The 24596-nt window shown below is 71.7% G+C and carries 20 protein-coding genes; 15 read left to right on the top strand and 5 right to left on the bottom strand.

Annotated elements, in window-relative coordinates; translation table 11 throughout:
- Positions 1-93: 93 nt before the first annotated feature.
- Together IW249_RS28120 and IW249_RS28115 are read right to left on the bottom strand one after the other, a co-directional pair.
- Complete coding sequence (locus IW249_RS28120; protein ID WP_196923518.1) at positions 94-756, bottom strand: response regulator; 663 nt, start codon at positions 754-756, stop codon at positions 94-96.
- Positions 753-1901: a sensor histidine kinase gene (locus IW249_RS28115; protein WP_196923517.1), complete on the bottom strand. Its 1149-nt coding sequence runs from the start codon at positions 1899-1901 to the stop codon at positions 753-755. The genes IW249_RS28120 and IW249_RS28115 overlap by 4 nt, the downstream gene beginning before the upstream one ends.
- 227 nt (positions 1902-2128) lie before the next feature.
- Between IW249_RS28115 and IW249_RS28110 the strand changes: the two genes are divergently transcribed.
- From IW249_RS28110 to IW249_RS28100, 4 genes are read left to right on the top strand one after another with little or no spacing between them, the layout of a single operon-like run.
- Positions 2129-4291: an MMPL family transporter gene (locus tag IW249_RS28110; protein WP_196923516.1), complete on the top strand. Its 2163-nt coding sequence runs from the start codon at positions 2129-2131 to the stop codon at positions 4289-4291.
- Complete coding sequence (locus IW249_RS28105) at positions 4288-6387, top strand: MMPL family transporter (RefSeq protein WP_372433010.1); 2100 nt, start codon at positions 4288-4290, stop codon at positions 6385-6387. Before IW249_RS28110 ends, IW249_RS28105 begins: the two co-directional genes overlap by 4 nt.
- Before the next feature lie 22 nt (positions 6388-6409).
- Positions 6410-6664 carry an LLM class flavin-dependent oxidoreductase gene (locus tag IW249_RS35270; RefSeq protein ID WP_372433009.1) on the top strand — a complete coding sequence of 85 codons (255 nt, stop codon included), beginning with the start codon at positions 6410-6412 and terminating at the stop codon, positions 6662-6664.
- A 12-nt stretch (positions 6665-6676) separates the two neighbouring features.
- A complete protein-coding gene (locus tag IW249_RS28100) occupies positions 6677-7282 on the top strand; it encodes an LLM class flavin-dependent oxidoreductase (protein WP_372433008.1) in 606 nt (201 codons plus the stop codon).
- Positions 7283-7327: 45 nt separating this feature from the next.
- On the opposite strand, the gene IW249_RS28095 is transcribed toward IW249_RS28100, so the two are convergent.
- Together IW249_RS28095 and IW249_RS28090 are read right to left on the bottom strand one after the other, a co-directional pair.
- Positions 7328-8236: an alpha/beta fold hydrolase gene (locus IW249_RS28095; protein WP_196923515.1), complete on the bottom strand. Its 909-nt coding sequence runs from the start codon at positions 8234-8236 to the stop codon at positions 7328-7330.
- Positions 8229-8696: a hypothetical protein gene (locus IW249_RS28090; RefSeq protein WP_196923514.1), complete on the bottom strand. Its 468-nt coding sequence runs from the start codon at positions 8694-8696 to the stop codon at positions 8229-8231. Before IW249_RS28090 ends, IW249_RS28095 begins: the two co-directional genes overlap by 8 nt.
- A 289-nt stretch (positions 8697-8985) precedes the next feature.
- Between IW249_RS28090 and IW249_RS28085 the strand changes: the two genes are divergently transcribed.
- Positions 8986-11034, top strand: a complete 2049-nt coding sequence (locus tag IW249_RS28085; RefSeq protein ID WP_196923513.1) for a serine/threonine protein kinase — start codon at positions 8986-8988, stop codon at positions 11032-11034.
- Between the two features lie 65 nt (positions 11035-11099).
- On the opposite strand, the gene IW249_RS28080 is transcribed toward IW249_RS28085, so the two are convergent.
- Positions 11100-13361, bottom strand: coding sequence for a catalase (locus tag IW249_RS28080; RefSeq protein ID WP_196923512.1), 2262 nt, complete (start codon positions 13359-13361; stop codon positions 11100-11102).
- A gap of 184 nt (positions 13362-13545) precedes the next feature.
- Between IW249_RS28080 and IW249_RS28075 the strand changes: the two genes are divergently transcribed.
- From IW249_RS28075 to IW249_RS28030, 10 genes are all read left to right on the top strand, one after another.
- Positions 13546-14445, top strand: coding sequence for an alpha/beta hydrolase family protein (locus IW249_RS28075; RefSeq protein ID WP_196923511.1), 900 nt, complete (start codon positions 13546-13548; stop codon positions 14443-14445).
- A gap of 136 nt (positions 14446-14581) precedes the next feature.
- Positions 14582-15367: an ABC transporter ATP-binding protein gene (locus tag IW249_RS28070; RefSeq protein WP_196923510.1), complete on the top strand. Its 786-nt coding sequence runs from the start codon at positions 14582-14584 to the stop codon at positions 15365-15367.
- Positions 15364-16086 carry an ABC transporter ATP-binding protein gene (locus IW249_RS28065; RefSeq protein WP_196923509.1) on the top strand — a complete coding sequence of 241 codons (723 nt, stop codon included), beginning with the start codon at positions 15364-15366 and terminating at the stop codon, positions 16084-16086. The genes IW249_RS28070 and IW249_RS28065 overlap by 4 nt, the downstream gene beginning before the upstream one ends.
- Positions 16087-16116: 30 nt before the next feature.
- Positions 16117-16995 (top strand): branched-chain amino acid ABC transporter permease, encoded by an 879-nt coding sequence (locus IW249_RS28060; RefSeq protein ID WP_196923508.1) that lies wholly within the window; start codon positions 16117-16119, stop codon positions 16993-16995.
- Entirely contained in the window at positions 16992-18104 is a 1113-nt protein-coding gene (locus IW249_RS28055) for a branched-chain amino acid ABC transporter permease (protein WP_196923507.1), read from the top strand. The genes IW249_RS28060 and IW249_RS28055 overlap by 4 nt, the downstream gene beginning before the upstream one ends.
- Before the next feature lie 100 nt (positions 18105-18204).
- Positions 18205-19491, top strand: a complete 1287-nt coding sequence (locus IW249_RS28050; RefSeq protein WP_196923506.1) for an ABC transporter substrate-binding protein — start codon at positions 18205-18207, stop codon at positions 19489-19491.
- 145 nt (positions 19492-19636) lie between these two features.
- Positions 19637-19789: a hypothetical protein gene (locus IW249_RS34525; RefSeq protein WP_231392679.1), complete on the top strand. Its 153-nt coding sequence runs from the start codon at positions 19637-19639 to the stop codon at positions 19787-19789.
- Between the two features lie 94 nt (positions 19790-19883).
- Entirely contained in the window at positions 19884-20495 is a 612-nt protein-coding gene (locus tag IW249_RS28040; RefSeq protein ID WP_196923505.1) for a TetR/AcrR family transcriptional regulator, read from the top strand.
- A 64-nt stretch (positions 20496-20559) separates the two neighbouring features.
- Complete coding sequence (locus IW249_RS28035; protein ID WP_196923504.1) at positions 20560-23382, top strand: AAA family ATPase; 2823 nt, start codon at positions 20560-20562, stop codon at positions 23380-23382.
- Between the two features lie 46 nt (positions 23383-23428).
- On the top strand, positions 23429-24577 hold the full coding sequence (locus IW249_RS28030) for an acyl-CoA dehydrogenase family protein (RefSeq protein ID WP_196923503.1): 1149 nt from the start codon (positions 23429-23431) through the stop codon (positions 24575-24577).
- The last annotated feature ends 19 nt before the right edge of the window (positions 24578-24596 follow it).

The following is a 24596-nucleotide window of genomic DNA, read 5'->3' as shown; positions in this document are numbered from 1 at the left end:
AGACAGCTGTTGGATCACTCACCAGAAGCTGCCAGCTGGATATCCGCACGAGATCCACGAATTGTCATGAACCGGTAATGGGTGTCGCCGGCCTCACCCGCCGCCGGGCACCACCAGGCCGGCCTCGTACGCGAGGACCACGAGCTGCGCCCGGTCACGGGCCCGCAGCTTGGTCATCGCCCGACTGATGTGGGTCTTCGCCGTGGCGACGCTGATCACCATCCGTGCGGCGATCTCGTCGTTGGACAGGCCACGGGCGGCGAGCGCGACCACCTCGCGTTCCCGCCGGGTCAGGGTCGCCAACTCCGCCCCGCGTGCGCCCGGCGGCGGGTGCGTCAGGTATTCGCTGATGAGCCGGCGCGTGATCGCTGGGGAGAGCAGCGTGTCGCCCCGGGCAGCGACTCGGACGCCGTGCAGGAGGTCCTCGGGCTCAGTGTCCTTGACCAGAAAGCCCGCTGCCCCGGCCCGCAGCGCGGCATAGACGTGCTCGTCGAGCCCGTAGTTGGTGAGGATGACGACGTGCACACCGCTCAGCGCCGGGTCCGCCGCGATCTGCCGGGTGGCCTGGATGCCGTCGAGGACCGGCATCTGTATGTCGATCAGCGCGACGTCGGGGCGGTGCCGGCCCGCGAGGTCGACCGCTTCACGGCCGTTGGTGCCCTCGGCGACCACCTCAAGGTCGTCTTCGGCATCGAGCAGCGCGCGGAAACCGGCGCGGACCAGCGCCTGGTCGTCGACGAGCAGCAACCGGATCATGCCGGACCGTCCAGCGGGAGGGTGGCATCTACCCGGAAGCCGCTCCCGTCGCGCGGGCCTGTCTCCAACGACCCGCCCAGCGCGGCGACCCGTTCCCGCATGCCGAGCAGCCCGATGCCGGGGGCGAGGTCGGCGGTCGCCACGCCGGCACCGTCGTCGTCGACGCGAACGGCGAGCGCGCCAACGTCGTAGCGGAGTTCGACCGACGCCGTCGCCGGGCCCGCATGCCGGGCGATGTTGGTCAGGGACTCCTGGACGATCCGGTACGCGGCGCGGTCGACCGCCGACGGCAACGGACGAGGCTGGCCGCCGACGGTCAGGGTCACCGGCAGGCCAGCCCTGCGGGCGCCGTCGACCAGGTCATCCAGCCGATCCAGGCGCGCTTCGCCCGCCGGACTCTCGGCCCGCAGCACCTCCAGTGTGGCGCGCAACTCCCGCATCGCCTCGCGGCTCGCCTCCTGGACGGCGACCATCGCGTCGGGCACCGCCTCGCCGCGCTTGCGGGCCAGGTGCACGGCGACCCCCGCCTGGATGTTGATGATCGAGATGCAGTGGGTGAGCGAGTCGTGCAGTTCGCGGGCGATACGCAGCCGCTCCTCGTCGGCGCGGCGCCGGGCGGCCTCTTCGCGGGTGCGCTCCGCGTCGACGGCGCGTTGCTCGACCTGCTCGAGGTAGCAGCGGCGCTGGCGGGAAAGTTCCGCCGCGACGCTGATCGCGACCATCCAACCGATGAGCAGGAACCAGCGCTGGAACGAGTCGGCGGGTGGCCCGGCATCGCCGGACGCCACCACCTCCCCGGCGAAACCGCCGACCAGGATGAGGCCGATGGCGACCCCGGCAGCCCTGCGGTGCTCCGCGGTCACCGTCGCGTACAGGGCGAGCAGGACCGGCAGCGCCGGGGTGACGCCCGGATAACCCCTGATCTGGTACGCCACCAGGGCAGCTGCGGTCAGCGCGAGCACCGGCACCGGCACCTGCCGGCGTGCCGCGGTCGCCAGGGCCGGGAAGGTCAGCAGCAGAAAGCCGGTGACGTCGAGCACCTCGCGACCAGGCGGCGCGGTCCGGGCGCCGACGATCACCAGGACGGTGAGGCCGATGGGCTCAGCGACCAACCACAACGTCCTCCGCATACCCGCGCCGACCATGCCGGGAACGATAGACGAGTCGCCCGTGGGGCACGTCACCCTGACGCGGCAGTCGGTACTACCGCAGAGGATGTAGTTCGCCTAGTCGTGCACCTCCTGCGGTAGCTCGATCACCATCGCCGGCCTGACGACACCGACCACGGGTAGCCGGCATCGTCTGCTGCGAAACGACGGGTGATCCGGGTCCTCAGCGCCCTGGCGCCCGCGACGATCGGGAGGACGCCGCCATGGAGCGGATGACACGGTGGGTGCTCGCCCATCGGCTGCCGGTAATTCTGGTGTGGGCGGCGCTCGCACTGGCCGGGGGCGCGCTGGCGGGTGGCACGATCGACCGGCTCAGCTACGAGACCCGCCTGCCGGACCGGCCGGGGCAGGAGGCGAACGACGCCCTTGCGCAGCGTTTCGGTCAGACCGGCGGGCGCAACGCCCCGCTGCTGCTCGTCGTCACGGTGCCCAAGGGTGCGAGCGTCACCAGTGCCAACGTCCGTGAGCAGTGGTCGGCGTTGGTGACGCGGGTGACCCCGCCGGGCGGCCGGAGCGCCTTCTATCGGGGCACCGGCGACGAGTCGTTGGTCTCCGCGGATGGGCGTACCACCATCGCACTGCTGTATCCACCGGCGACTCCGTCGAACGCACCCTACGAAAGGTGGCTGCCCGGGATCACCGCCGCCGTGGATCAGGCCCGGATCCTCGGCGCACCGGTCGAACTGACCGGCCAGCCGGTGCTCTCCGGGCGCAACAGCGGCGCCCAGCGCGGACCGATCTACGAGACCCTCCTCGGTGCTGCAGGTGCCCTGATCGTGCTGACGGTTGTCTTTGCCAGCGGGCTGGCCGTGGTGCCCCTGATGATGGCCGCCGTCGCCATTCCGACGACGTTCCTGCTGGTACGCGGCGTCACCGCGCTCACCGACGTTTCGTTCATCGCGCAGTTTCTCGTGGCGCTGATCGGGCTGGGCGTCGCCATCGACTACGCGCTGCTCGTGGTCACCCGCTGGCGGGAGGAGCGCGACGATCCGGACGCCGAAACCGGCGCATCCGCCCGGCACACGGCGATTGTCCGGGCGATGGCGGGCGCGGGTCGGGCGGTCGCGCTCAGTGGGACGACGGTCGCCATCTCACTGGCCGCGCTGGTGGTGCTGCCCGTGCCATTCCTCCGCAGTGTCGGCTACGCCGGGATGCTCATCCCGCTGGTCAGCGTTGCGGTCGCGCTCACCCTGCTGCCCGTGGTGCTGTACTCCTGGGGCGACCGCCTGGATCGTCCGCGACGCCCGCACCGAGTGGACAGCCGGGCCTGGACCCGGATCGCTCATTTCACCACGCGGCGTCCGGTGGCGTCCGTGCTGGTCAGCGGGTTCGTCCTGCTGGCACTGGCAGCTCCCGCGCTCGCGCTGCGGTTGGGTCAACCAGCGACGGCGACCCTCGCTCAGGGCGGGGCACCCGCGCAGGCATTCGCCCGGATCGTCGACGCGGGCTTCGGCGAGGGCATCGCCCGCCCGATCGAGGTGCTCGCACCCGCCGGGTCCCTGCCGTCGCTCACCGGCGAACTGCGGCAACTCGACGGAGTCACGGGCAGCGTCGCTCCGGACCAGTGGGCGCAGGGCGACACGCGGATCATCGACGTCTGGACGGCTGCCGACCCGTCCGCCGAGCAGGGTCGGGCGGCGATCACCGGCATCCTCGACACCGCCCGCGCGACCCCCGGCGTGCTCGCCGGCGGCGCACCCGCGACCGACGTCGACTTCGTCGACGCGGTCTACGGGTCGCTGGTGCTGGTCCTGCTCCTCGTCGCCGCGGTCACCTTCGTCGTGCTGGCGCGGGCACTGCGCTCGGTCGTTCTTCCGCTGAAGGCAGTGGTCCTCAACGCCCTGTCCACCGCCGCCGCGTACGGAGTGGTGGTGTTCGTCTGGCAGCAGGGGCACGGCAGTGAGTTGCTCTTCGACACCCCGGCCATCGGGGCGGTCACCATCTGGATACCTATGGCGGTGTTCGCCTTTCTGTTCGGGCTGTCGATGGACTACGAGGTGTTCATCCTGCACCGGATCCGGGAGACCCACCTGCGGCTGAACGCGGCGGGGGAGCGCGACACCGTAGTGGCCTCGGTGGTGACCGGCATCAGCCGGACCGGAAGGTTGGTCACCTCTGCTGCGTTGATCCTCTTCCTGGCCTTCACCGCCCTCGCCGGTATTCCCGTCACCGACGTGAAGGTGTTCGCCACCGCACTCGCTGCTGGCGTCGTCATCGATGCCACCCTCGTCCGAGGTGTGCTGACTCCGGCACTGGTCACCCTGCTGGGCCGCACGATCTGGTGGTTCCCGCGTCCGATGAGCCGCCTGCGGGCTCTCAGCGGCGGACGGCCCGCCCCGCTCGCCCCGATGAAGGAGCGGGTGTGACGGGGCAGGGAGAGGTCGGGCGCAGGCGGTCGCTTGCCGCCCTGTTGACTGGCCGGCGCAGCGCGTTCGTCGTCGTGTGCGTCTGGTTGGGCCTGGTGGTGGTGGCAACGGTGTTCGCTGGGCGGCTGGGGGACGTCCAGCGCGACGACCGCGGCGCATCCCTCCCGGCGAGTGCCGAGTCGACCCGCGTCCTGGACCTGCAACGGTCGTTCGTCGCCACGGCCAGCCGGCCGGCGATCGTCGTCTACGAGCGGGCCGCCGGACTCACCGCCGCCGATCGCAACGGGGTCGACAGTGACGCGCGCGCCTTCGCCCAGCGCACCGACCTCGCCGGTCAGATCATCGGGCCAGTGCTCTCGAGCGACGGGCGGGCGGCCCAGATCACGATCCCGCTGGAGCCGACGGCTGACGCGCGCGACGCGGTCGACTCAATCGGGGAGGTCGCACAGCACGAGCGCGACGGGCTCGCCGTGTACGTCACCGGGCCAGCGGGAGCCGCCGCCGATCAGCGCCGAGCCATCGCGGGTCTCGACACCACCCTGTTGCTGGCGACGCTCGCTGTAGTGGTCGTGATCCTGCTGGTCACGTACCGCAGCCCGGTGCTGTGGCTGATTCCGGTAGGCGCCGCCGGGGTCGCCCTGACCTGTGCCCAGGCGGTCGTCTACCTGCTGGCGCGGCACGCCGACCTCACAGTGACCGCGGACGGCGCCGCGATCCTCACCATCCTGGTGTTCGGCGCGAGCACGGACTACGCGTTGCTGCTCATTGCCCGGTACCGGGAGGAGCTGCATCGACATGGAGATCGACACGCGGCGATGAGAGTCGCCCTCCGCCGCTCAGCGCCAGCGGTGACTGCCAGTGCCCTGACCGTCGCAGCCGGGATGCTGTGTCTGCTCCTCGCCGACACGGGCGCCACCCGTGCGCTCGGCCCGGTCTTCGCGATCGGGATCGTGGTGGGCCTCGCGGTGATGTTGACCCTCTTCCCGGCACTGCTGGTGATCATGGGACGCTGGGTGTTCTGGCCGGTGGTCCCTGCGCTGAACGGCCGGGACGCGGCGGCTCCTCGGCTGTGGGTCCGACTCGGTGCCCTTGTCGCCCGGCGGCCTCGGTTGACCTGGGCGCTGACTGCGCTGGTGCTGGCGGCACTGTCGACCGGTGTGCTGCGGCTGGACGCGACCGGACTGTCCGGTGCAGAGTCGTTTCGGGGCGCGCAGGACTCCTTCGTCGGGGCAGAGGTGCTCGGTCGACACTTCCCCGCGGGGGCGGGAAGCCCGCTCGTCGTGGTCAGCGACCGGGCGGCGGGGCCGGGGGTCCGCGCGGCCCTGGCCGGGACACCCGGCGTCCAGGCCACCACGGTGACCGAACCCGTCCTCAACGGCGAGCACGCCTACCTGGAGGGCACGCTGACCGATCCGGCGGACAGTGCGGCCGCGTACGCCACCGTCGACCGGGTCCGGATCGCGTTGCGGCAGATCCCAAACGCGCGAGCCCAGGTCGGCGGGGACACCGCCGTGAAACTCGACGGGCAACGGGCGGCGCAGCACGACCGCAGGGTCATCGTGCCGATCGTCTGCGCGCTGATCTTCCTCATCCTGGTGGCCCTGCTCAGGTCGTTGATCGCCCCGCTGGTGCTCACCGCGACAGTGGTGCTGTCCTTCGGTGCGGCGCTCGGCGTCAGCGCACTGATTTTCCGGCACGTCTTCGGTTTCGCGGGCACGGACAGCTCGTTCCCCCTGTTCGTGTTCGTGTTCCTGGTGTCCCTAGGCATCGACTACAACATCTTCCTGATGACCCGTGTACGCGAGGAGACCGTCCGGCACGGCACCCGACGTGCAACGCTCATCGGTCTCACGGCGACCGGTGGGGTGATCACCTCAGCAGGGATTGTGCTGGCCGGTACGTTCGCGGTGCTGACCGTCCTGCCGCTGACTCAGTTCGTCGAGCTGGGCTTCGCCGTCGCCCTTGGCATCCTGCTGGACACCATCGTGGTTCGCTCGATCCTGGTGACCGCGTTGACGATCGACCTCGACCGCTGGATCTGGTGGCCGGGGCGACTTCACCGGTACGCACCCAAAGGTGGCGTGGAGGTCCACTAGGCTCGATTCGGAGGTGCCGAACATGAAGCTCGGGCTGCACTACTGGAACTACTCGACCCCGGCCGACCCGGCCGCGATCGCACCGACCCTGGCGCAGACGGCGAGCATCGCCGAGCAGGCCGGCGTCGCGTCGTTCACGGTGATGGACCACTTCTTCCAGATGGACGCGGTGTTCGCGGCCGAGGAGCCGATGCTGGAGGCGTACACCACCCTGGGCTACGTCGCGGCGACGACTCAGCGGATGACGCTGGGCGTGCTGGTCACCGGTGTGATGTAACGCTATCCGGGGTTGCTCGCCAAGACCGTCACGACCCTCGACGTGCTCTCCGGCGGCCGGGCCCGCCTCGGCATCGGCGCCTCCTGGTACGAGCGGGAGCAGCTCGGGTTGGGTGTGCCGGTCGTCCCGGTGGCCGAGCGGTTCGAGCGGTTGGAGGAGACGCTGCGCATCTGCCTCCAGATGTGGAGTGCCGACGACGGCCCGTTCAATGGAAAGCACTACCAGCTCGCCGAGACCATCAACTCGCCGCAGCCGTTGAGCCGCCCGCACCCGCCCATCATGATCGGTGGCGGCGGTGAGAAGAAGACCCTGCTGCTGGTGGCCCGCTACGCCGACGCCTGCAACCTGTTCGGCCGCGGCGGCATCGACGACGTCGCACGCAAGCTGGATGTGCTGCGCGGGCACTGCGCCGCCGAGGGGCGCGACTACGACACCATCGAGAAGACCGTGGTCGCCTCCCAGGCGCCGCTGGACGACACCGACGCGTTCCTCGCCGAGGTGTCCGGGTACGCCGCGCTCGGTGTGAGCGAGGTGCAGGTGACGCCGGATCGGCACCCGGTCGAGTTCGCCCAGCGGCTCGGCGACGAGGTGCTGCCCCGGTTGGCCGACATCGGCTGATTTCGCCGCGACCTTCGCCAGGAGGCGGGCTCCTGCGGGTCGCCTTCAGTGGTGAGGGCTGAGGAAGTCGGTGATGAGGGTGGCGAGCTCCTGTGGGCGTTCGGCGACCATCGCGTGGCTGGCGTCGGCGAGGTGCCACACCCGCAGAGACGGGTTGTCCACAGCGGCAAGCCGCTCGGCGGTGACCCTGCGATACGACTCGTACAGGCTGTGGAACGGCTGTTGTTCGGGCAGGTCCTCGGTGGCGAGGACGAGCAGCAGCGGGCAGCGGACGTCGCGGTAGGCGGGCATCAGGTCGAGGGAGTTCATGGCGTCCCGGAGCTGCCGGGTGAGGTCCGGGTCGGGCCGCAGCCGGCTGCGGCCGTCGTCGCCGGGCATGAGGTTGCGTTCGAAGGCCGCCACCCAGTCTTCGGGTGCGGCGCCGTAGCGCTGGGCCATGGCCCGCTGCCCCGCCAGCATGGCGGCCACCTGTTCGGCGGTGAGCGGCTCGGCCAGCATCGCGGCCATCCCGTCGAATACGGCCCGCAGCTTGGCCAGCTCGGTCTCGGCCTGCTCCAGATCCAGCCCGGCGAGCTGGTCCGGACGGTTCAACGGCGGATTGCCGTCGAAGCTGACGGCACCGGGGCACTCCGGGTGACGTTGCGCCCAGAGGGTGGCGAGCATGCCGCCGAGGGAGACGCCGACCACCACTGGGGAGGTGAGGCCGAGGTGGTCGGTGACGGCGGCCAGGTCGGCCAGTACGTCGTCCCAGCGCCACGGGCCGTCTCCGGACCGGCCGTGACCGCGCAGGTCGACGGTGACCACCCGGTGGGTCGGGCGCAGGTGCTCGGCGAGGGTGGTCATCTGGGCGAGGTTGCCGCCAGCGCCGTGAAGGAGCAGCAGCGGTTGTCCGGGTCCGCCGAAGTCGCGGATCGCGATGGGCACGGTCCCGGAGTCGATAATGGTCTCAGACACGTCGGTTTCCTTCCTTGAGCAGTCGGTCCCGAACGGATGCGGAGCGCACGCCGCCTTCGGGGTGGCGGGCGAGCTTGTCGCGGGAGACCAGGTCGTGGACGCCCTGGCGGGTGATGCCGAGCATGGCGCCGGCAACCGCGTACGACACGGACTCGGCGGTCGGGTGGCCGACCCGTCGCGCGACGGCCTGGCCGAAAGGGCTGCGCCACCAGTCGTTGGGTGGGTCGAACGGTCCGTCCCCCGGGTAGAGGGTGGAGATCGCCCGCATGATCACGCTGACGGCGGCCCGGTCGTCGCCGCTGACGATTGTGGTGGCCCAGGATCGGGTCCGCTCCCGGATGACGGCGCGCAGCGGGTCGATGGCGTGGTGGCCGTCGACCAGGATTTCGAGAGGGTCGAGCAGGCGGATGTCGATCAACCGGATGAGGTGCTCGGTCAGTTCCTCGTGGGTTGGCGACATGCTGCCTCCTTCGCTGCTTGACACCCATCGTCAAGCGCTTGACGTCGAGTGTCAAGCACGATGGCGCGAGCACGGTTGGCGGTACGGTCGACCGGTACCAGGGCAACGACGGCGTTACCGCTACGTGGACCGCCGTGAACAAATAGCCAATTCCTGGTGGCTCAAGGGTGCGCCCACACCGTTCTCAGATCCACAAAGGACGTTCCCGACGGGGATGAGCCGGATCACATACGGTGCTTCGCTTCGACTGCCGGAAATTGTTCGACGGCGTGCCAGGTAGCCTCTCCGGGTGTCGCAGATGTTACCGCTTCTTGTTACCGATCGGTATGACGTCGTCGAGCTCATCGGCCAGGGCGGAATGGGTCGGGTGTGGAAAGCCCGCGACCGAATGCTGCAACGGGACGTCGCCATCAAGGAAATCGTTCCACCGCCCGGCCTGACCAATGAGGCGCGACAGGAATTGCGCATCCGGTCACTTCGAGAGGCCCGGGCAATCGCGCAACTCGACCACGTCAACGTCGTCCGGGTCTTCGACGTGCTGTTGAGCGCCGACGGCGACCCGCAGATCGTGATGGAGTACGTGCCGTCCCGTTCGCTGCACGACACCATCACCACCGACGGTCCGATCCCTCCGGTGCGGGCGGCCGAGATCGGCCTGGCCGTGCTCGGCGCGCTGCGCGCCGCCCACCGCGCCGGGATCATGCACCGTGACGTCAAACCGGCAAACATCCTCGTCGGCGCGGACGACCGGATCGTGCTCACCGACTTCGGCCTGGCCACCGCCGTCGAGGACGTGAACCTCACCCTCAGCGGTGTGGTGCTCGGCTCACCCGCGTACGTCTCTCCCGAGCGGGCCATGCGGGGCACTGTGGGCCCGGAGGGGGATTTCTGGTCGCTCGGCGCGACCCTGTACGCCGCCGTCGAGGGCCAGTCGCCGTACGCCCGACCGTCGAGTCTGATGAGCCTCACCGCGCTGGTCACCGAGCCGCCGCCCGCGGCGCGACGCGCGGGACCGCTCGCACCGGTGCTGGCCGGTCTGCTGCGGAAGGACCCGGCCGAGCGGATGGACGCCGACGCGGCCGAGCAGTTGCTCCGGGCGGCGCTGGACGGCACACCGCGACCGCCCATCGCGGTGACGTGGCGTCCGGCGCAAGCCGCGCCCGCACCAACCGCGCTCACGTCCCCTGCGAACGATGCGCCCGGCGTACCCCGGTCGCCGGTCGTGGCGGCGGTCGGTGCCGTTGCGGGACCGGCCCGCCGACGGCGGGCCTGGCTTCTCGGTGGCCTCGCGGCAGTGGTCGTGGTCGGCCTGGCGGTCGGGGTTCCGCTGGCCACCCGCCGTGCGTCGGAACCGACCGACGGTGGGGCCGAGCTGGTGGACGCCGCCCTGCCGGGCGTGCCGTCGACGGCCGGTGTCGCACCGACGACCACCGGGCTCCGGCCGATCTCGTGGTCGGTCTACCGGGACAGCAGCGGCTTCTCGGTGCCGGCGCCACGCGACTGGCAGATCGTCCGACGTGGTCAGCAGGTCGAATTCCACGAGCCGGACGGCGAACGGATGCTCGTCGTCAGTCAGACCGACGCGCCGCGCGGCGACCCGCTGACCGAACTGGGCGGCCGGGAGGTGGGCGAGCGGTACCGCGACTACCACCGCGTCGAGCTGCTCGCCGTCAACTACCAGCTCAAGGCCGCCGACCTGGAATGGGTCTACACCAGCGCGGCGGGTACGGCGATGCACGCCCGCCAGCGCACCTTCACGACGGCGAAACGGCAGGGCTACAGCATCGCCTGGCTGACACCCGAGTCCGCCTGGGCGGCGGCGGGGGCGGACGCGTTCCGGGAGATCACCGCGGGCTTCCGGCCGGCGTCGACGGCGGGCGGGGCCACCCCGTCCGCCACGCCGGACCGTCGCGTGTCACCAACACCGAGCGTGCCCCCGGCGCGGTCGGGCAACAGGCTCGTCGGGGTGGCGAGCAACCGGTGCCTGGACGTCGGCGCTCCGGACTCACCCGACCCGGTCCGACTTCGGATCTGGGACTGCCGGGACGACCGCGCCTCCCACCAACTCTGGGCCATCCGGTCGGACGGGAGCGTGCAGTTGGGTGGGCGCTGCCTGGACGTGCTCGGCGCGTCCAGCGACGCCGGGGCGGCGATCCAGCTCACCACCTGCAACACGACCCCGGCGCAGCAGTTCACCCTGAACGAGGCCCGACAACTCGTCAACGCGCACAGCGGACTGTGTCTGGGCACGGTCGGCCAGAGCACCGCGAACGGCGCGATGGTCGAGCAGCGCGGCTGTGGCGCCGGCACGAGTCATCTGCAGTGGACCAGGCGGTAGCGCCAGGACACCGACGAGGGCCGTCCTCCCGGTGGTGCGGAGGACGGCCCTCGTCGGTGGTTGGGTCAGGCGACAGTTGCGGGGAACCGTTCCCAGACCCGGTGGGCGGCCATCAACTGCTGCACCGCGGTCAGCGCCTCGGCGCCCGAGCCGGCCGCCACGACGCCCGGGGTCCCGGCGACACCGGCCTGCTCCAGCACTGTGACGCCGGCGCCCCAGGCGCCGATCGCCTTGGCGTGCCGCCAGCACTCCTCGACGAGCAGCAGTACGCGGGGGTCCACGGTGGCCGGCGCCGGCGTGCCGGCCTTGGCGTCGCGGGCGGGCAGGGCGTCCGGTGCGGGTGCCGGCGCTCCGGCCAGCAGGACCGCGTCGAACTCGACCGACCGGCCGGTGGCGAAGGTGCGCTGCACGGGCAGGTCGCCCACCATGCCGCCGTGCGGGGCGATCAGCAGCGGCACCATGCCGGCGTCGAAGACGGCCCGGCGGACCTCGTCGACGCCGTCCAGGTCGCCGGCGGGGTCGACGACGATCCCGACCATGCGGCCGTCACTCGGCCATTCCCGACCGACCTGCGACAGCGCGGGGCTGGGCGTGACGTCGGGGAGCGGCACAGTTGGCTGCGGTGCGGGCAGCCCCAGACCGGTGGCGACCTGCTCGCACAGCACCGGGTCGATGTTGGCGAGGCTCCGCAGCTGACGCTCCTTGATCGCCTGGTGGTAGCACTTGCCCAGCTCGAAGGTGTACGCCCGGATGATGTGCTCCTTCTCGACCGGCGACATGCTCAGCCAGAACAGGCGGACCTGGCTGTAGTGGTCGTCGAACGAGGCCGGGTTGGCGCGCACCTTCGGTGCCTGCGCGACAGTGACCGGCACGTCGACGAAGGCGTGCTCGGCGTCCCCGGCGGGGAACGGGTTGCCGCCGTCGAGCGAGTTCGGTCGGTACGGCGCGACGCCAGCGTGCACGGCGTGCTGGTGAAAGCCGTCGCGCAGCATGTCGTTCACGGCCGCGTGCGGGCGGTTGATCGGGATCTGCGTGAAGTTCGGCCCGCCCAGCCGGGTGAGCTGCGTGTCGAGGTACGAGAAGAGCCGGCCCTGCAGCAGCGGGTCGTTGGTGACGTCGATACCCGGGGGTAGGTGACCGAGGTGGAAGGCGACCTGTTCGGTCTCGGCGAAGAAGTTCGTCGGCGTCCGGTTGAGCACCAGCCGCCCGATGGGCTGCACCTCGGCCAGCTCCTCCGGCACGATCTTCGTCGGGTCCAGCAGGTCGATGCCGGCGAAGGTCTCCTCGGGAGTGTCCGGGAAGACCTGGATGCCGAGCTCCCACGCGGGGTACGCGCCGGCCTCGATGGCGTCGTAGAGGTCGCGGCGGTGGAAGTCCGGGTCCATGCCGCCGAGCAGCTGGGCCTCCTCCCAGGTCAGTGAGTGCACGCCCAGCTTCGGCTTCCAGTGGAACTTGGCAAGCACCGTCTCCCCGGCCTCGTTGACGAGGCGGAAGGTGTGCACGCCGAAGCCCTCCATCGTCCGGTACGAACGCGGGATGCCCCGGTCGGACATGTTCCAGATGGTGTGGTGCTGCGCCTCGGTGTGCAGCGACACGAAGTCCCAGAAGGTGTCGTGGGCGCTCTGCGCCTGCGGGATCTCCCGGTCGGGGTGCGGTTTGCCGGCGTGGATGATGTCCGGGAACTTGATCGCGTCCTGGATGAAGAAGACCGGCATGTTGTTGCCGACCAGGTCGAAGGTGCCCTCGTCGGTGTAGAACTTCGTGGCGAAGCCGCGAGTGTCGCGAACCGTGTCGGCCGAACCCCGCGAACCGAGCACCGTGGAGAACCGGACGAAGACCTCGGTCTCACGCCCCTTCTTGAGGAAGCCGGCCCTGGTGACCGCCTCGGCGGTGCCGTACGCGGTGAACACACCGTGCGCGCCGGCGCCCCGCGCGTGCACCACGCGCTCCGGAATGCGCTCGTGGTCGAAGTGCGTGATCTTCTCGCGTAGGTGGTGGTCCTGCAGGAGCACCGGGCCGCGCGGGCCGGCCTTGAGCGAGTGGTCGGTGTCGCGCAGCCGCGCCCCGTTCGCGGTCGTGAGGTAGGCCCCCTGCTGACCGTTCGCGATCGTCGGCGCGCCGGTCTCCGCGCCGGTCGGCGTGCGCGTCTGCGGGGCCCCCTGCTCCGACTTCGGCGGCAGCGGGTCGTGCGGCGTCGTCGGCTCCTCGAGCGGCGGTGGCGCGCTCCCCGGCGCACCGGGGACCTCCGGGGTGAGGGCGTCGGCGATCTTTCCTGAGGCGGTCTTCACGACGTTCTTGACCGCCTCGGCGGGCTTGCTGGAATCCACTGGATGAACCTCTCCATGGCGCGTGTGCGGGCCGGCGCCTGCCCTGCTACCCCAGGTCAGAGGGTCGAAACACGACTCATCTCGGCATCCTGCGCCGGGACTGGTGATTTCGCCGATGCCGGGATCGGCGGAGCAGCCAAAACTGACATACGTCGATATCCCTCGACTTTAGGGAGTGCCCGACGTGTCCTCACCAACCACCACCAGTCCCCGTTCCGTCGCAGCCCGTGCCACCCGGTTCGCGCTGGCCGCCGTCCTGGCCGCCGGCGGCGTCCTGGCCGGATCGTCCGGCGCCGCCCAGGCCGCCGGCCCGTACGAGCGGGGCCCCGCCCCGACCACCGCGATCCTGGAGGCCAGCCGCGGTCCGTTCGCGACGGCCTCGCAGAGCGTGTCCTCGCTGAGCGTCACCGGCTTCGGCGGCGGCGTCATCTACTACCCGACCAGCACCAGCGAGGGCACCTTCGGCGCCATCGCCATCTCGCCCGGTTACACCGCCGCCTGGTCGAGCATCAGCTGGCTCGGACCGCGCATCGCCTCGCACGGCTTCGTGGTGATCGGTATCGAGACCAACAGCCGGCTGGACCAGCCGGACAGCCGGGGCCGGCAGTTGCTCGCCGCACTGGACTACCTCACCCAGCGCAGCTCGGTGCGCACCCGGATCGACAGCAGTCGACTCGCGGTGGCCGGCCACTCCATGGGTGGTGGGGGCAGCCTGGAGGCGGCCTCGTCGCGGCCTTCGTTGCAGGCCGCGGTGCCACTGGCGCCGTGGAACCTGGACAAGAGCTGGTCCGAACTGCGGGTGCCCACGCTGATCGTCGGTGGCGAGAGCGACAGCGTCGCGCCGGTCGCGTCGCACTCGGTGCCCTTCTACAACAGCATCCCGGCCTCCGCCGAGAAGGCGTATCTGGAGCTGAACGGGGCGAGCCACTTCTTCCCGCAGACCACCAACACGCCGACCGCGCGGCAGATGGTGGCCTGGTTGAAGCGGTTCGTCGACGACGACACCCGCTACGAGCAGTTCCTCTGCCCCGGCCCCAGCGGCTCGCAGATCGAGGAGTACCGCAACACCTGTCCCAGCGCCTGACGGCGGTCACGGGGCGGTCGCCGCTGGCGGCCGCCCCGTCCACGTGCGCGCGGGAGCATCGAAGGTCTTGACGCCAAACCCGAGAAACGTACACTGCGAGTGTAAATAAACACCCGCCACGACAGAGGGATGGGTGATGGAGCGCGGCCTCGAACTGCACCACATCGGCATCCGTTTCGGCGGCCTCACCGCCCTCGACGACGTGTCCCTGCGGGTGCCACCCAACCGGGTGGTGGGCGTCATCGGGCCCAACGGCGCCGGCAAGACCACGCTCTTCAACGTGATCTGCGGCTTCGTCGCACCGGAGACTGGTTCACTCACCCTCGACGGCCGGCCGCTGCGACCACGGCCGCACCGGCTGACCCGGCTCGGCATCGCCCGGACCCTCCAGGGCACCGGGCTCTTCGCCGGGCTCAGCGTGCTGGAGAACGTGATGACCGGCGCCTCGCACACCGCCCGCGCCGGCTTCGTCCCGGCGCTGCTCGGGCTGCCGTCCAGCGACCGCGACGAGCGCCGGCTCCGCGGGGACGCCCTGGCCATCCTCGACGAGCTGGGCATCGCCGAGCACGCCCAGGCCGCGCCGCCCACCCTGCCCTTCGCCGTACGCCAACGGGTCGCCCTGGCCCGCGCGCTCGCCGCCCGGCCCCGGCTGCTCCTGCTCGACGAGCCGGCCGGTGGCCTCGGCGCGGACGACATCGCCGAGCTGGCGGAGCTGGTCCGGCAACTGCCCCGGCGGGACACCGACCCCTGCGCCGTGCTCCTGGTCGAGCACCACATGGACCTGGTGATGGCGGTCTGCGACGAGCTCGTGGTGCTCGACTTCGGCCGGGTCATCGCCGCCGGCACCCCGGACGAGATCCGCGACGACCCCGCGGTCACCGACGCGTACCTCGGTGCCACCGTCGAGGAGGTCTCCCCATGACCACGACCGACCTGCTCGTCGTACGGGGGCTGGTCGCCGGTTACGGTGCCGCGCCCGTACTGCGGGCCATCGACCTCACCGTCCCGGCCGGCACCATCGCCGCTGTCGTCGGTGCCAACGGCGCCGGCAAGACCACCCTCCTACGCGCGCTCTCCGGCATGATCCGCCCGGCCGCCGGCCAGGTCCTCCTGGCTGGGGAGGACCTCCGCGGTACGCCGGTGGAGCAGCTCGTCCGACGCGGCATGGCGCACGTCCCGGAGGGCCGGGGCGTGATCAGCGAGCTGACCGTCGACGAGAACCTACGGCTGGGTGGGCTGTGGCGACGCGACCGGGCCGACGCGGGCCGTGCCCTCGACGAGGTCTACCAGCTCTTCGAGCCCCTGGCCCGACGCCGCCGGCACCTCGGTCACCAGCTCTCCGGCGGTGAGCGGCAGATGCTCGCGCTCGGTCGGGCCCTGGTCGGCCGACCCCGTCTGCTGCTGCTGGACGAGCCGTCGCTCGGCCTGGCGCCACGGGTGGTCGCCCGGACGATGGCGCTGCTCCGCCAACTGCGCGACCGCACCGGCCTGACCGTCCTGCTGGTCGAGCAGAACGTGCGCAGCGCGCTCGCCGTCGCCGACCAGGGCGTCGTGATGTCCCTCGGTCGGGTGGTGATCGCCGCCCCGGCGGCGCAACTGCGCGACGACGTCGACCTGCGCCACGCGTACCTCGGTTTCTGACCACCACCTCGTCCCCCGGAGGGAGGACTGTTGGACCGCTTCGTCTTCCTCACCGTCGACGGCCTGTCCCGGGGCGCGGTGTACGCCGCGTTCGCACTGGCCCTGGTGCTCATCTGGCGGGCGGCGCGGGTCGTCAACTTCGCCCAGGGGGCGATGGCCGTCGCCGCCGCGTACGTCGCCTACACCGTCAGCACCGCGACCGGTTCCTACTGGCTGGGCTTCGTGGTCGCGATCGTCGCCGGCCTGGCGCTCGGTGCGCTGGTGGACCGGGTGGTGATGCGGCACGTCGATCACGCCTCACCGCTCAACCCGGTGATCGTCGCGCTCGGGCTGGTGCTGCTGATCCAGGCCGTGCTGGGCATGGTGTACGGCAGCGAGTTCCGCCCCGCCGAGGCCCCGTTCAGCCGGTCCGCCCTCACCGTGGGCGGGGTCGCCGTGCTGTCCCCGTACGACCTGTTCGTCTTCGCCACGATCGGCGTGGTGGTCAGCGGCCTGGCGTGGATGTTCGCGCGTACCCCGGTGGGGTTGCGGATGCGCGCGGCGGCCTTCGCTCCGGAGGTCTCCCGGCTGCTCGGGGTCAACGTCGGTGGGATGCTGACCCTCGGCTGGGCGCTCGCCTCGGGGGTGGGCGCGCTGGCCGCCATGCTGGTCCTGCCGACCGAGTTGGGCCTGCACCCGCACGCGATGGACCTGGTGTTCGTCTCGGCGTTCACCGCGGCGGTGGTCGGCGGGCTGGACAGTCCACCGGGGGCGGTGGTCGGCGGTCTGGTGGTGGGACTGCTGCTCTCCTACGTGAGCGGCTACGCCGGCAGTGACCTCACCCCGCTCGCGGTGCTGGTCCTGCTGCTGGCGGTGCTGCTGGTCCGGCCCGGCGGGCTGTTCGCCCCGGTCGCGGCGAGGCGGGTGTGAGCGCCACGAGGGCGGCAGTGCCGCCGCGACACAAGCGCGACGACCCGGGCGGCCGACCGGTCGACCCGCGACGCGGCTCCACACTGCTGCGCCACCTCGCGGTGGTGCTGGCCGTGGGGTTGCTGCTGGTGGCGGTCAGCTACTCCGTCGAGCCGTTCCGCAACTTCCAGCTCGCCACAGTGGCCGCCTACCTCTGCGCGACCGCTGGGCTGACCGTCCTCACCGGGCTCAACGGTCAACTGTCGCTGGGGCACGGCGCGTTGATGGCCACCGGGGCGTACACAGTGGCGCTGTGCCAGACCGCGTTCGCCGACCGGGGGATGACCGGCGGCTGGCTGTTGCCGCTCTCGCTGGGTGCGGCGATCATCAGCACTGTCGCGGTCGGCGCGGTGGTCGGGGTGGCCGCGGCCCGGCTGCGCGGCCCCTACCTGGCCGGGGTCACCCTCGCGGTGGCAGTGGTGGTGCCGGCGCTGGCCGTCACCTTCGACGGCGTGTTCAACGGCGAGCAGGGGCTGTCGGTGCCGGTGGAGCCGCCGCCGTTGTCGCTCGGCCCGTACTTCCCGTACGAGCGGTGGCAGCTCTGGGTCACCGGCGCGGCGACCCTGCTCGCGTTGCTGCTGTTGGCGAATCTGATCCGCAGCCGGTACGGGCGTACCTTCCGGGCGGTCCGCGACGACGAGGTGGCGGCCCGCCTCGCCGGCATCCACGTGGCCCGCACCCAGGTCCTCGCGTTCGTGGTCAGCGCCGCCACCGCCGGGCTCGGCGGCGCGCTGCTGGCGGTCCTCGCGCAGAGCGTCTCGCCCGGGGCGTTCTCGCTGACCCTGTCGCTGTTCCTGCTGATGGCCGTGGTGATCGGTGGCCTGGGTCGACTGACCGGAGCGCTGTGGGGGGCCGTCCTGCTGGTCGCCCTGCCCGATCTGACCCACTCGGTGACCGAGATGCTCACGCTCTCGCCCGCTGTGGCGCAGCGGCTGGAGGGCAACCTCCCCCTGGCGATCTTCGGACTCACCCTGATCGTCGTCATGATCGCCGCCCCCGGCGGTGTGCAGGGTCTGCTGTCGCGTCTCGGCCGGGCGTTGCTGGCCAGGCGGTCGACCCGGCGTTCCTGAGCTGTCCTCGGTCCGGCCTCGGCCGGGCGCCCCACCACCACCACCACCACCACCACACCGTTCCCACAGACAACCGGACCGAGAAAGGTCGGTGTTTCCCATGCACCGTAAAGCGCGTCGCGGGCTCGCGATCGCCAGCACCCTTGCACTGCTCATCACCGCAGCCGGCTGTAGCGGCGACGACGGACCCGGCTCCGGCGGGGCGTCGGTGCCGGGTGTCACCGACACCGAGATCGTCGTCGGCACCCACATGCCACTGACCGGGCCGGCCTCGGCCGGCTACTCGAAGATCGCCCCGGCGACGAAGGCGTACTTCGACTACGTCAACGCCAACGGCGGAGTGCACGGCCGCAAGATCACCTACAAGATCATGGACGACGGATACAACCCGGCGAACACCCAGCAGGTGGTCCGGCAGCTCGTCCTCCAGGACAAGGTCTTCGCCATCCTCAACGGCCTGGGTACGCCGACGCACACCGGTGTGCTCGACTTCCTCAAGAGCAACCGGGTGCCCGACCTCTTCGTCGCCTCCGGCAGCCGCAGCTGGGACCAGCCGGACAAGTATCCGGGCACGTTCGGGTTCAACCCGGACTACACGGTCGAGGGCAAGATCCTCGCCAACTACGCGAAGGCGAACCTGGGCGGGCAGAAGGTCTGCTTCCTCGGCCAGGACGACGACTTCGGCCGGGACAGCCTGGCCGGCGTGGAGAAGGTGCTCGGCGCCACGGCCGTGGCGGTCAAGCAGACGTACGTCACCAGCAACACCAACGTGGCACCGCAGATCGGCGCGTTCAAGGCGGCCGGTTGCCAGGTCGTCGTGCTGGCCACAGTGCCCGGCTTCACCGCGCTCTCCGTCGGCACCGCGGCGCGGCTGGGCTTCAAGCCGCAGTGGCTGGTCTCCAACGTCGGCGCCGACCACCCGACCCTGGCCAAGCAGCTCGGCGCCGCCGCGCCGCTGTTGGAGGGCATGGTCGGCACCAACTACCTGCCGATGCAGAACGACACAGCGAACCCGTGGATCCAGCTCTTCACGAAGGTCAACAAGGAGCACAACGGGGACGCGCCGTTCGACGGCAACACCGTCTACGGCATGTCGGTCGGCTACCTCTTCGTGCAGACGCTGCTCGCCGCCGGCAAGGACCTCACCCGGGAGAAGGTGCTGGAGGCCGTGCAGAAGGGCGGATTCCAGGGCCCCGGGCTGGTGCCGCTGCGCTTCTCCGCCACTGACCACTCCGGGTACGGCGGCCAGCGGTTGAGCCGGGTGAGCGGGGGAGTGCAGAGCTACTTCGGTCCGGCGTACGAGACGGACGAGGCGGACGGGTCGGTCAACGAGTACACCGCCACCCCGGCCGCCCCGCCGGCGAACGGGGTGCCGACCGTCTCCTGAGGCCCCGTCGTCCCACTGTCCGACCGGGTGTTGTCGCGCGTGACCACACCCGGTCGGACGGCTGCGCGCGTGCCGCTGGCGCGGCCTGCCGGCCGATCGTCCGAGGCGTTGACCGATACCGATCGACGCTCCTACTATCTGCACCGTGAATGCATATTCGGGCCGACTCGTGGACCGCGTCGCCATCGTCACCGGCGCCAGTCGCGGGATCGGTCTGGCCTCCGACGACGCCAGCTGGATCACCGGGCAGACCATCGTCTGCGACGGTGGCGTCTCGCTGACCGGTCGGGCCGGATGACGACGTCGGCGGAGCGTCCAGGATCGCTGATCAACCCCTGTCTAGACTCGGCGGTGCGTCGGGGGACGCCATGGCGGTGAGGGGGCGGGGGCGGATGGACGGGGTGGATGTGGCGGGCCGGGTCGACGGGCGCACCGCCCGCGCCGAGCGGACCCGCGCGGCCATCGTCGAGGCGCACCTCGCGCTCATCTCCGAGGGTGACCTCCGCCCCACCGGGGAGCGCATCGCCGAACGGGCCGGCATCTCGCTGCGCACCCTCTGGACCAACTTCAAGGACATGGAGACCCTCTTCGAGGCGAGCGGCGCGGAGGTGCTCCGCCAGCAGGACGCCGCCTACCGGCCGATCTCGACCGGGCTCCCCTTGACGAAGCGGGTCGACGCGTACTGCCGGCAGCGGGCCCGGCTGCTCCAGCTCATCGCGCCGTCGGCCCGGGCCGCCCAGATGCGGGAGCCGGTCTCCGAGCAGCTGCACCGCAACCGACTCAAGCACATCGAACGGGTTCGCGACGAGGTTGAGGAGCTCTTCGCCGTCGAGCTGGCCGAGGCCGGGTCGGGCCGGGAGCAGTTGCTCCACGCCCTGGTGGCGGCGAGCACGTGGCAGGCCTGGTCGATGTTGCGCTACGGGCTCGGTCTGGGCGTGGACCAGGCCCGCGCGGTGATGTCCCGGACCGTGGGCGCCCTGCTCGCCGAGGTCGCGCCCGACTGATTCCGGCCCGGCCCGATATCGCCCCCTCTTTCCATTCGGTTTCCGATGGGTAACACTGGCAGGCATGGTTACTGCATCAAGAGTGCAACTAACCGTGCTGCGTGGCCGGGACGACGAGTGCCGGGCTGTCCGGAGCCTGCTCGACGGCATGACCAACGCCGGCGGTGCCCTGCTGGTGCGCGGAGAGCCCGGATCGGGCCGGACCGCGCTGGTCGGCTACGCCCACCGGCACGCCGAGGGCTGCACCGTGCTCGCCGGCAGCGGGCTCGCCGAGGAGGCAGCCCTGCCGTACGCCGGCCTGCAACGTCTGGTCGACCCGGTGCTCGACCGGGCCGCCGCCCTGCCCAACGAGCAGCGCCAACTGCTGCGGCGCGCGCTGGCCGGGGAGAGCTGCCCGGCCGACCGGCAACTGACCCTGTCGATGGCGGTGCTCGGTCTGCTCGCCACCGCCGCCCGGGCCCGGCCGTTGCTCGCCACCATGGACGACATCGACCGAGGCGACCCGCAGACCGCGCAGGTGCTGGCGTTCGTGGCCCGCCGACTGCGGCACCTGCCGCTCGCCGTTCTGCTCACCGCGGACGTCACCGCCAACCTCGACGGGATACCGGCACACCGACTGCGCGCGCTGACCGAGCGCGAGAGCACGGCCGTCCTCACCGACCGGCTCGACCAGTTGATCGAGCGCGAGGATGTCGAGCGGCTCCCCGACCGACCCGCAGCGTCGGCCCTGACCGCGCTGGCCACGATCGGTGGCGGCAACCCGCAGGCCCTGGTCGACCTCGCCGAGGTGCTCACCCCGGGGCAGTGGCGGGGTGAGGAGTCGCTGCCCGCCTCGCCGCCGGCGGACGGGGCGCTGGGTCGCGCGTACCGCGCCCGGCTGGACCGGCTGCCGCCGGAGACCCGACGGGTGCTCCTGCTCGCCGCGCTCGACGAGGATGGCGAGCCGGGCACACTGATCCGGGCCGCGGCGGCCGCCGGCGCGGAGGTTGAGGCGCTCGCCCCGGCGGAGGTCGCCGGCCTGGTCCGCGTCGAGCAACACGGCGTCACCTTTCCGCAGCCGCTGGTACGCACGATGATCGCCGCCAGCGCGCCGCTCGCGGAGCGTCGCGCCGCGCACCGCCTGCTCGCCGAGGTGCTGGTCGCGGACGGGCAGCGGCTCCGTCGGGCGATGCACCTCGCCGCCGCCGCGGCGGGTGCCGATCCGGCCCTCGCCGCTGAGCTGGAACAGGCGGCGGTCGGCGGATCCGACGGCTGGGCCGCCGCCTCGGTGGCGCTGCGGTGGGCCGCCGAGCTGAGCGACCATCCGAGGCTTGCCGCCGCCCGCCTGCTGACCGCCGCCCGCTACGCCTGGGCCGGGGGGCAACCCGACGCGGCCCGGTTGCTGCTCGACCGCCTCCGCGCGGTCTGCGCCGACCCGGTAGTCCGAGGCCGCGCCGACCTGCTCCGCGGTGAGCTGGAGTTGCGCTGCGGCCCCGCGTCCAGTGCGTCGGTCACGCTGCTGGCCTCCGCCGCGGCGGTCCAGGGCACCGACCGCGCCCTGGCGATGGCCGGGCTGGTGCGGGCCGGCGAGGTGGTCTGCTTCACCGGCGACCAGCACCGGTACGCCGAGGTCGGCCGCCGGGCGTTGGCCTTGCGGCGACCGGACGACCCACCGGCCATCGAGGTCATGAGCTGTCTGATCGCCGGGGTGGCGGCGACCCTGCGGGGTGACCACGAACGAGCCGGGCCCGCGCTGCGCCGGGCCGTGGTGCTGGGCGGCCGGCTGACCGGTTGGGCGTTGACCCCCACGGCGCTCAGCTGTGCCGCGGCCGCCGGACTGCTGGTGGCCGTGGACGGCGCGGCGCACCGGCTCGCCGAGCGCGCCGTCGAGCTGGCCCGGGAACGGGGCGAGCTGTCCATGCTGTCGCGGGCGTTGGAGCTGCGGGCGGTCGCCGAGTACTGGCTGGGTCGACACGAGGCGGCGGCGGAGACCTCCCGCGACGGGCTGCGCGTCGCCCGGGCCACCGGTCAGGTCAACTGCGCCAACGTCCATCTGGGCATGCTCGCCGTCCTCGCCGCGATCCGGGCGGACCGGGCCACCAGCCTGCGGCGGATCCGCGAGATCGGCGAGTCGCCGACGCCGGGCAGCCGCCCGCACGCGTTCGCCGCGTGGGCCCTGGCGGTGCTCGACCTGGTCGACGGCCGGCACGCCGAGGCCGCGGACCGGCTGGCGTCGCTGGCCCGGATCGGCACGGGTCGCGGTCAGGTCCTCGTGCAGGTGATGGCCACCCCGTACCTGGTGGAGGCGGCGGCGCACCTGGCGCACCGACCGGCGGCGACGGCCGCGCTCGCCGCGTTCGACAGGTGGGCCAGCAGCACCGCGAGCCCGCTGCGCCGGGCCCTCTCCGCGCGGTGCCACGCGCTGCTCGCCCCCCGTGGCGGCGCCGAGGCGGAACGGGACTTCCAGGCGGCGCTGCGCCTGCACCCGACGGAGGCCGGCACGTTCGAGCGGGCCCGCACGGAACTGCTCTTCGGTCAGGAGTTGCGCCGCAGTCGACGTCCTCGCGACGCGCGGACGCACCTGCACCAGGCCCGCGAGATGTTCAGCCTGCTCGGGGTGGAGCGATGGGCCGAGCAGGCCACCACGGAGCTGCGGGCGGCCGGGGAGTCGATCGGCCCGCCGGACCTGCCCGCGGCGCGGTTGTTGACCGGTCAGCAGCTGCGGATCGCGGAGCTGGTCGCCGAGGGCGCCACCAACCGGGAGATCGCCGCCCGGATGTTCCTGTCCACCCGTACCGTCGACCACCACCTGCGCAACGTGTTCCACCGGCTGGGCATCCGGTCGCGGACCGAGCTGGCGCGCGCGTTCACCGCCGAACGGCACGCCGGTCTGGCCTCCGACCGGTGATCGTCCGGCCTGGACGCGTTTAACTATCACCGCTAGTTTGAGCGTCATGGACCTCACCCTCTCCGCCGAGCAGGCGGCGGTCCGCCAGTTGGCCGCCGAGTTCGCCGACCGCGAGCTGCTGCCGCACGCGGCCGCCTGGGATCGCCGCGAATCGGTCGACCCCGCCATCGTCGGCATGCTTGGTGACCTGGGCTTCCTGGGGCTGACCATCGCTGAGGCCGACGGCGGTTCCGGCGGCGACCACCTCGCGTACTGCCTGGTCCTGGAAGAGCTGGGCCGGGGCGACTCCGCGGTGCGCGGCATCGTCTCGGTCTCCCTCGGCCTGGTCGCCAAGTCGATCGCCGCGCACGGAAGTGCGGAACAGCGGGCCGAGTGGCTGCCGAAGCTCTGCGCCGGCACCGCACTCGGCTGCTTCGCGCTGACCGAGCCGGACAGCGGCTCGGACGCGGCAGCACTGCGGACCCGTGCGGTCCGCGACGGCACCGACTGGCTGCTCACCGGCACGAAGATGTTCATCACCAACGGCACCACCGCCGACGTCGCGCTGGTCTTCGCCCGCACCGGCGGCCCCGGGCACCGGGGAATCACCGCGTTCCTGGTGTCCACCGACAGCCCGGGGCTGACCCGACGGGAGATCCACGGCAAGCTCGGTCTACGCGGTCAGGCCACCGGCGAGCTGGGCTTCGACGAGGTACGCGTGCCCGACACGGCCCGCCTCGGTGCCGAGGGCGCCGGGTTCCGACTGGCCCTGGCCACCCTCGCCAAGGGGCGGATGTCGGTGGCCGCCGGCTGTGTCGGCATCGCCCAGGGCTGCCTCGACGCGGCGGTCGGTTACGCCGGACAGCGCACCCAGTTCGGAAAGCCGATCGCCGGGCACCAACTCGTCCAGCAACTGCTCGCCGCCATCGCTGTGGACACCGCCGCCGCCCGGCTGCTGGTGTGGCAGGTGGCCGACCTGATCGACCGCGACCAGCCGTTCGCCACCGAGGCGTCGATGGCCAAGCTCTTCGCCAGCGAGGCCGCCGTCCGCGCGGCCAACAACGCGGTCCAGGTGTTCGGTGGGTACGGCTACATCGACGAGTATCCGGTCGGTAAGTATCTTCGCGACGCGCGGGTGGCCACGCTCTACGAGGGCACCAGTCAGATTCAGCAACTCCTCATCGGACGTGCGCTCACCGGCGTCAACGCCTTCTAGAAGCTGTAGGGAGACCTGG

Origin of the sequence: Micromonospora vinacea, from assembly GCF_015751785.1 — a bacterium.
GTDB lineage: Bacteria > Actinomycetota > Actinomycetes > Mycobacteriales > Micromonosporaceae > Micromonospora > Micromonospora vinacea.
The sequence above is the reverse complement of the archived record's forward strand: the minus strand, read 5'-3'. Positions and strand labels throughout refer to the sequence as shown.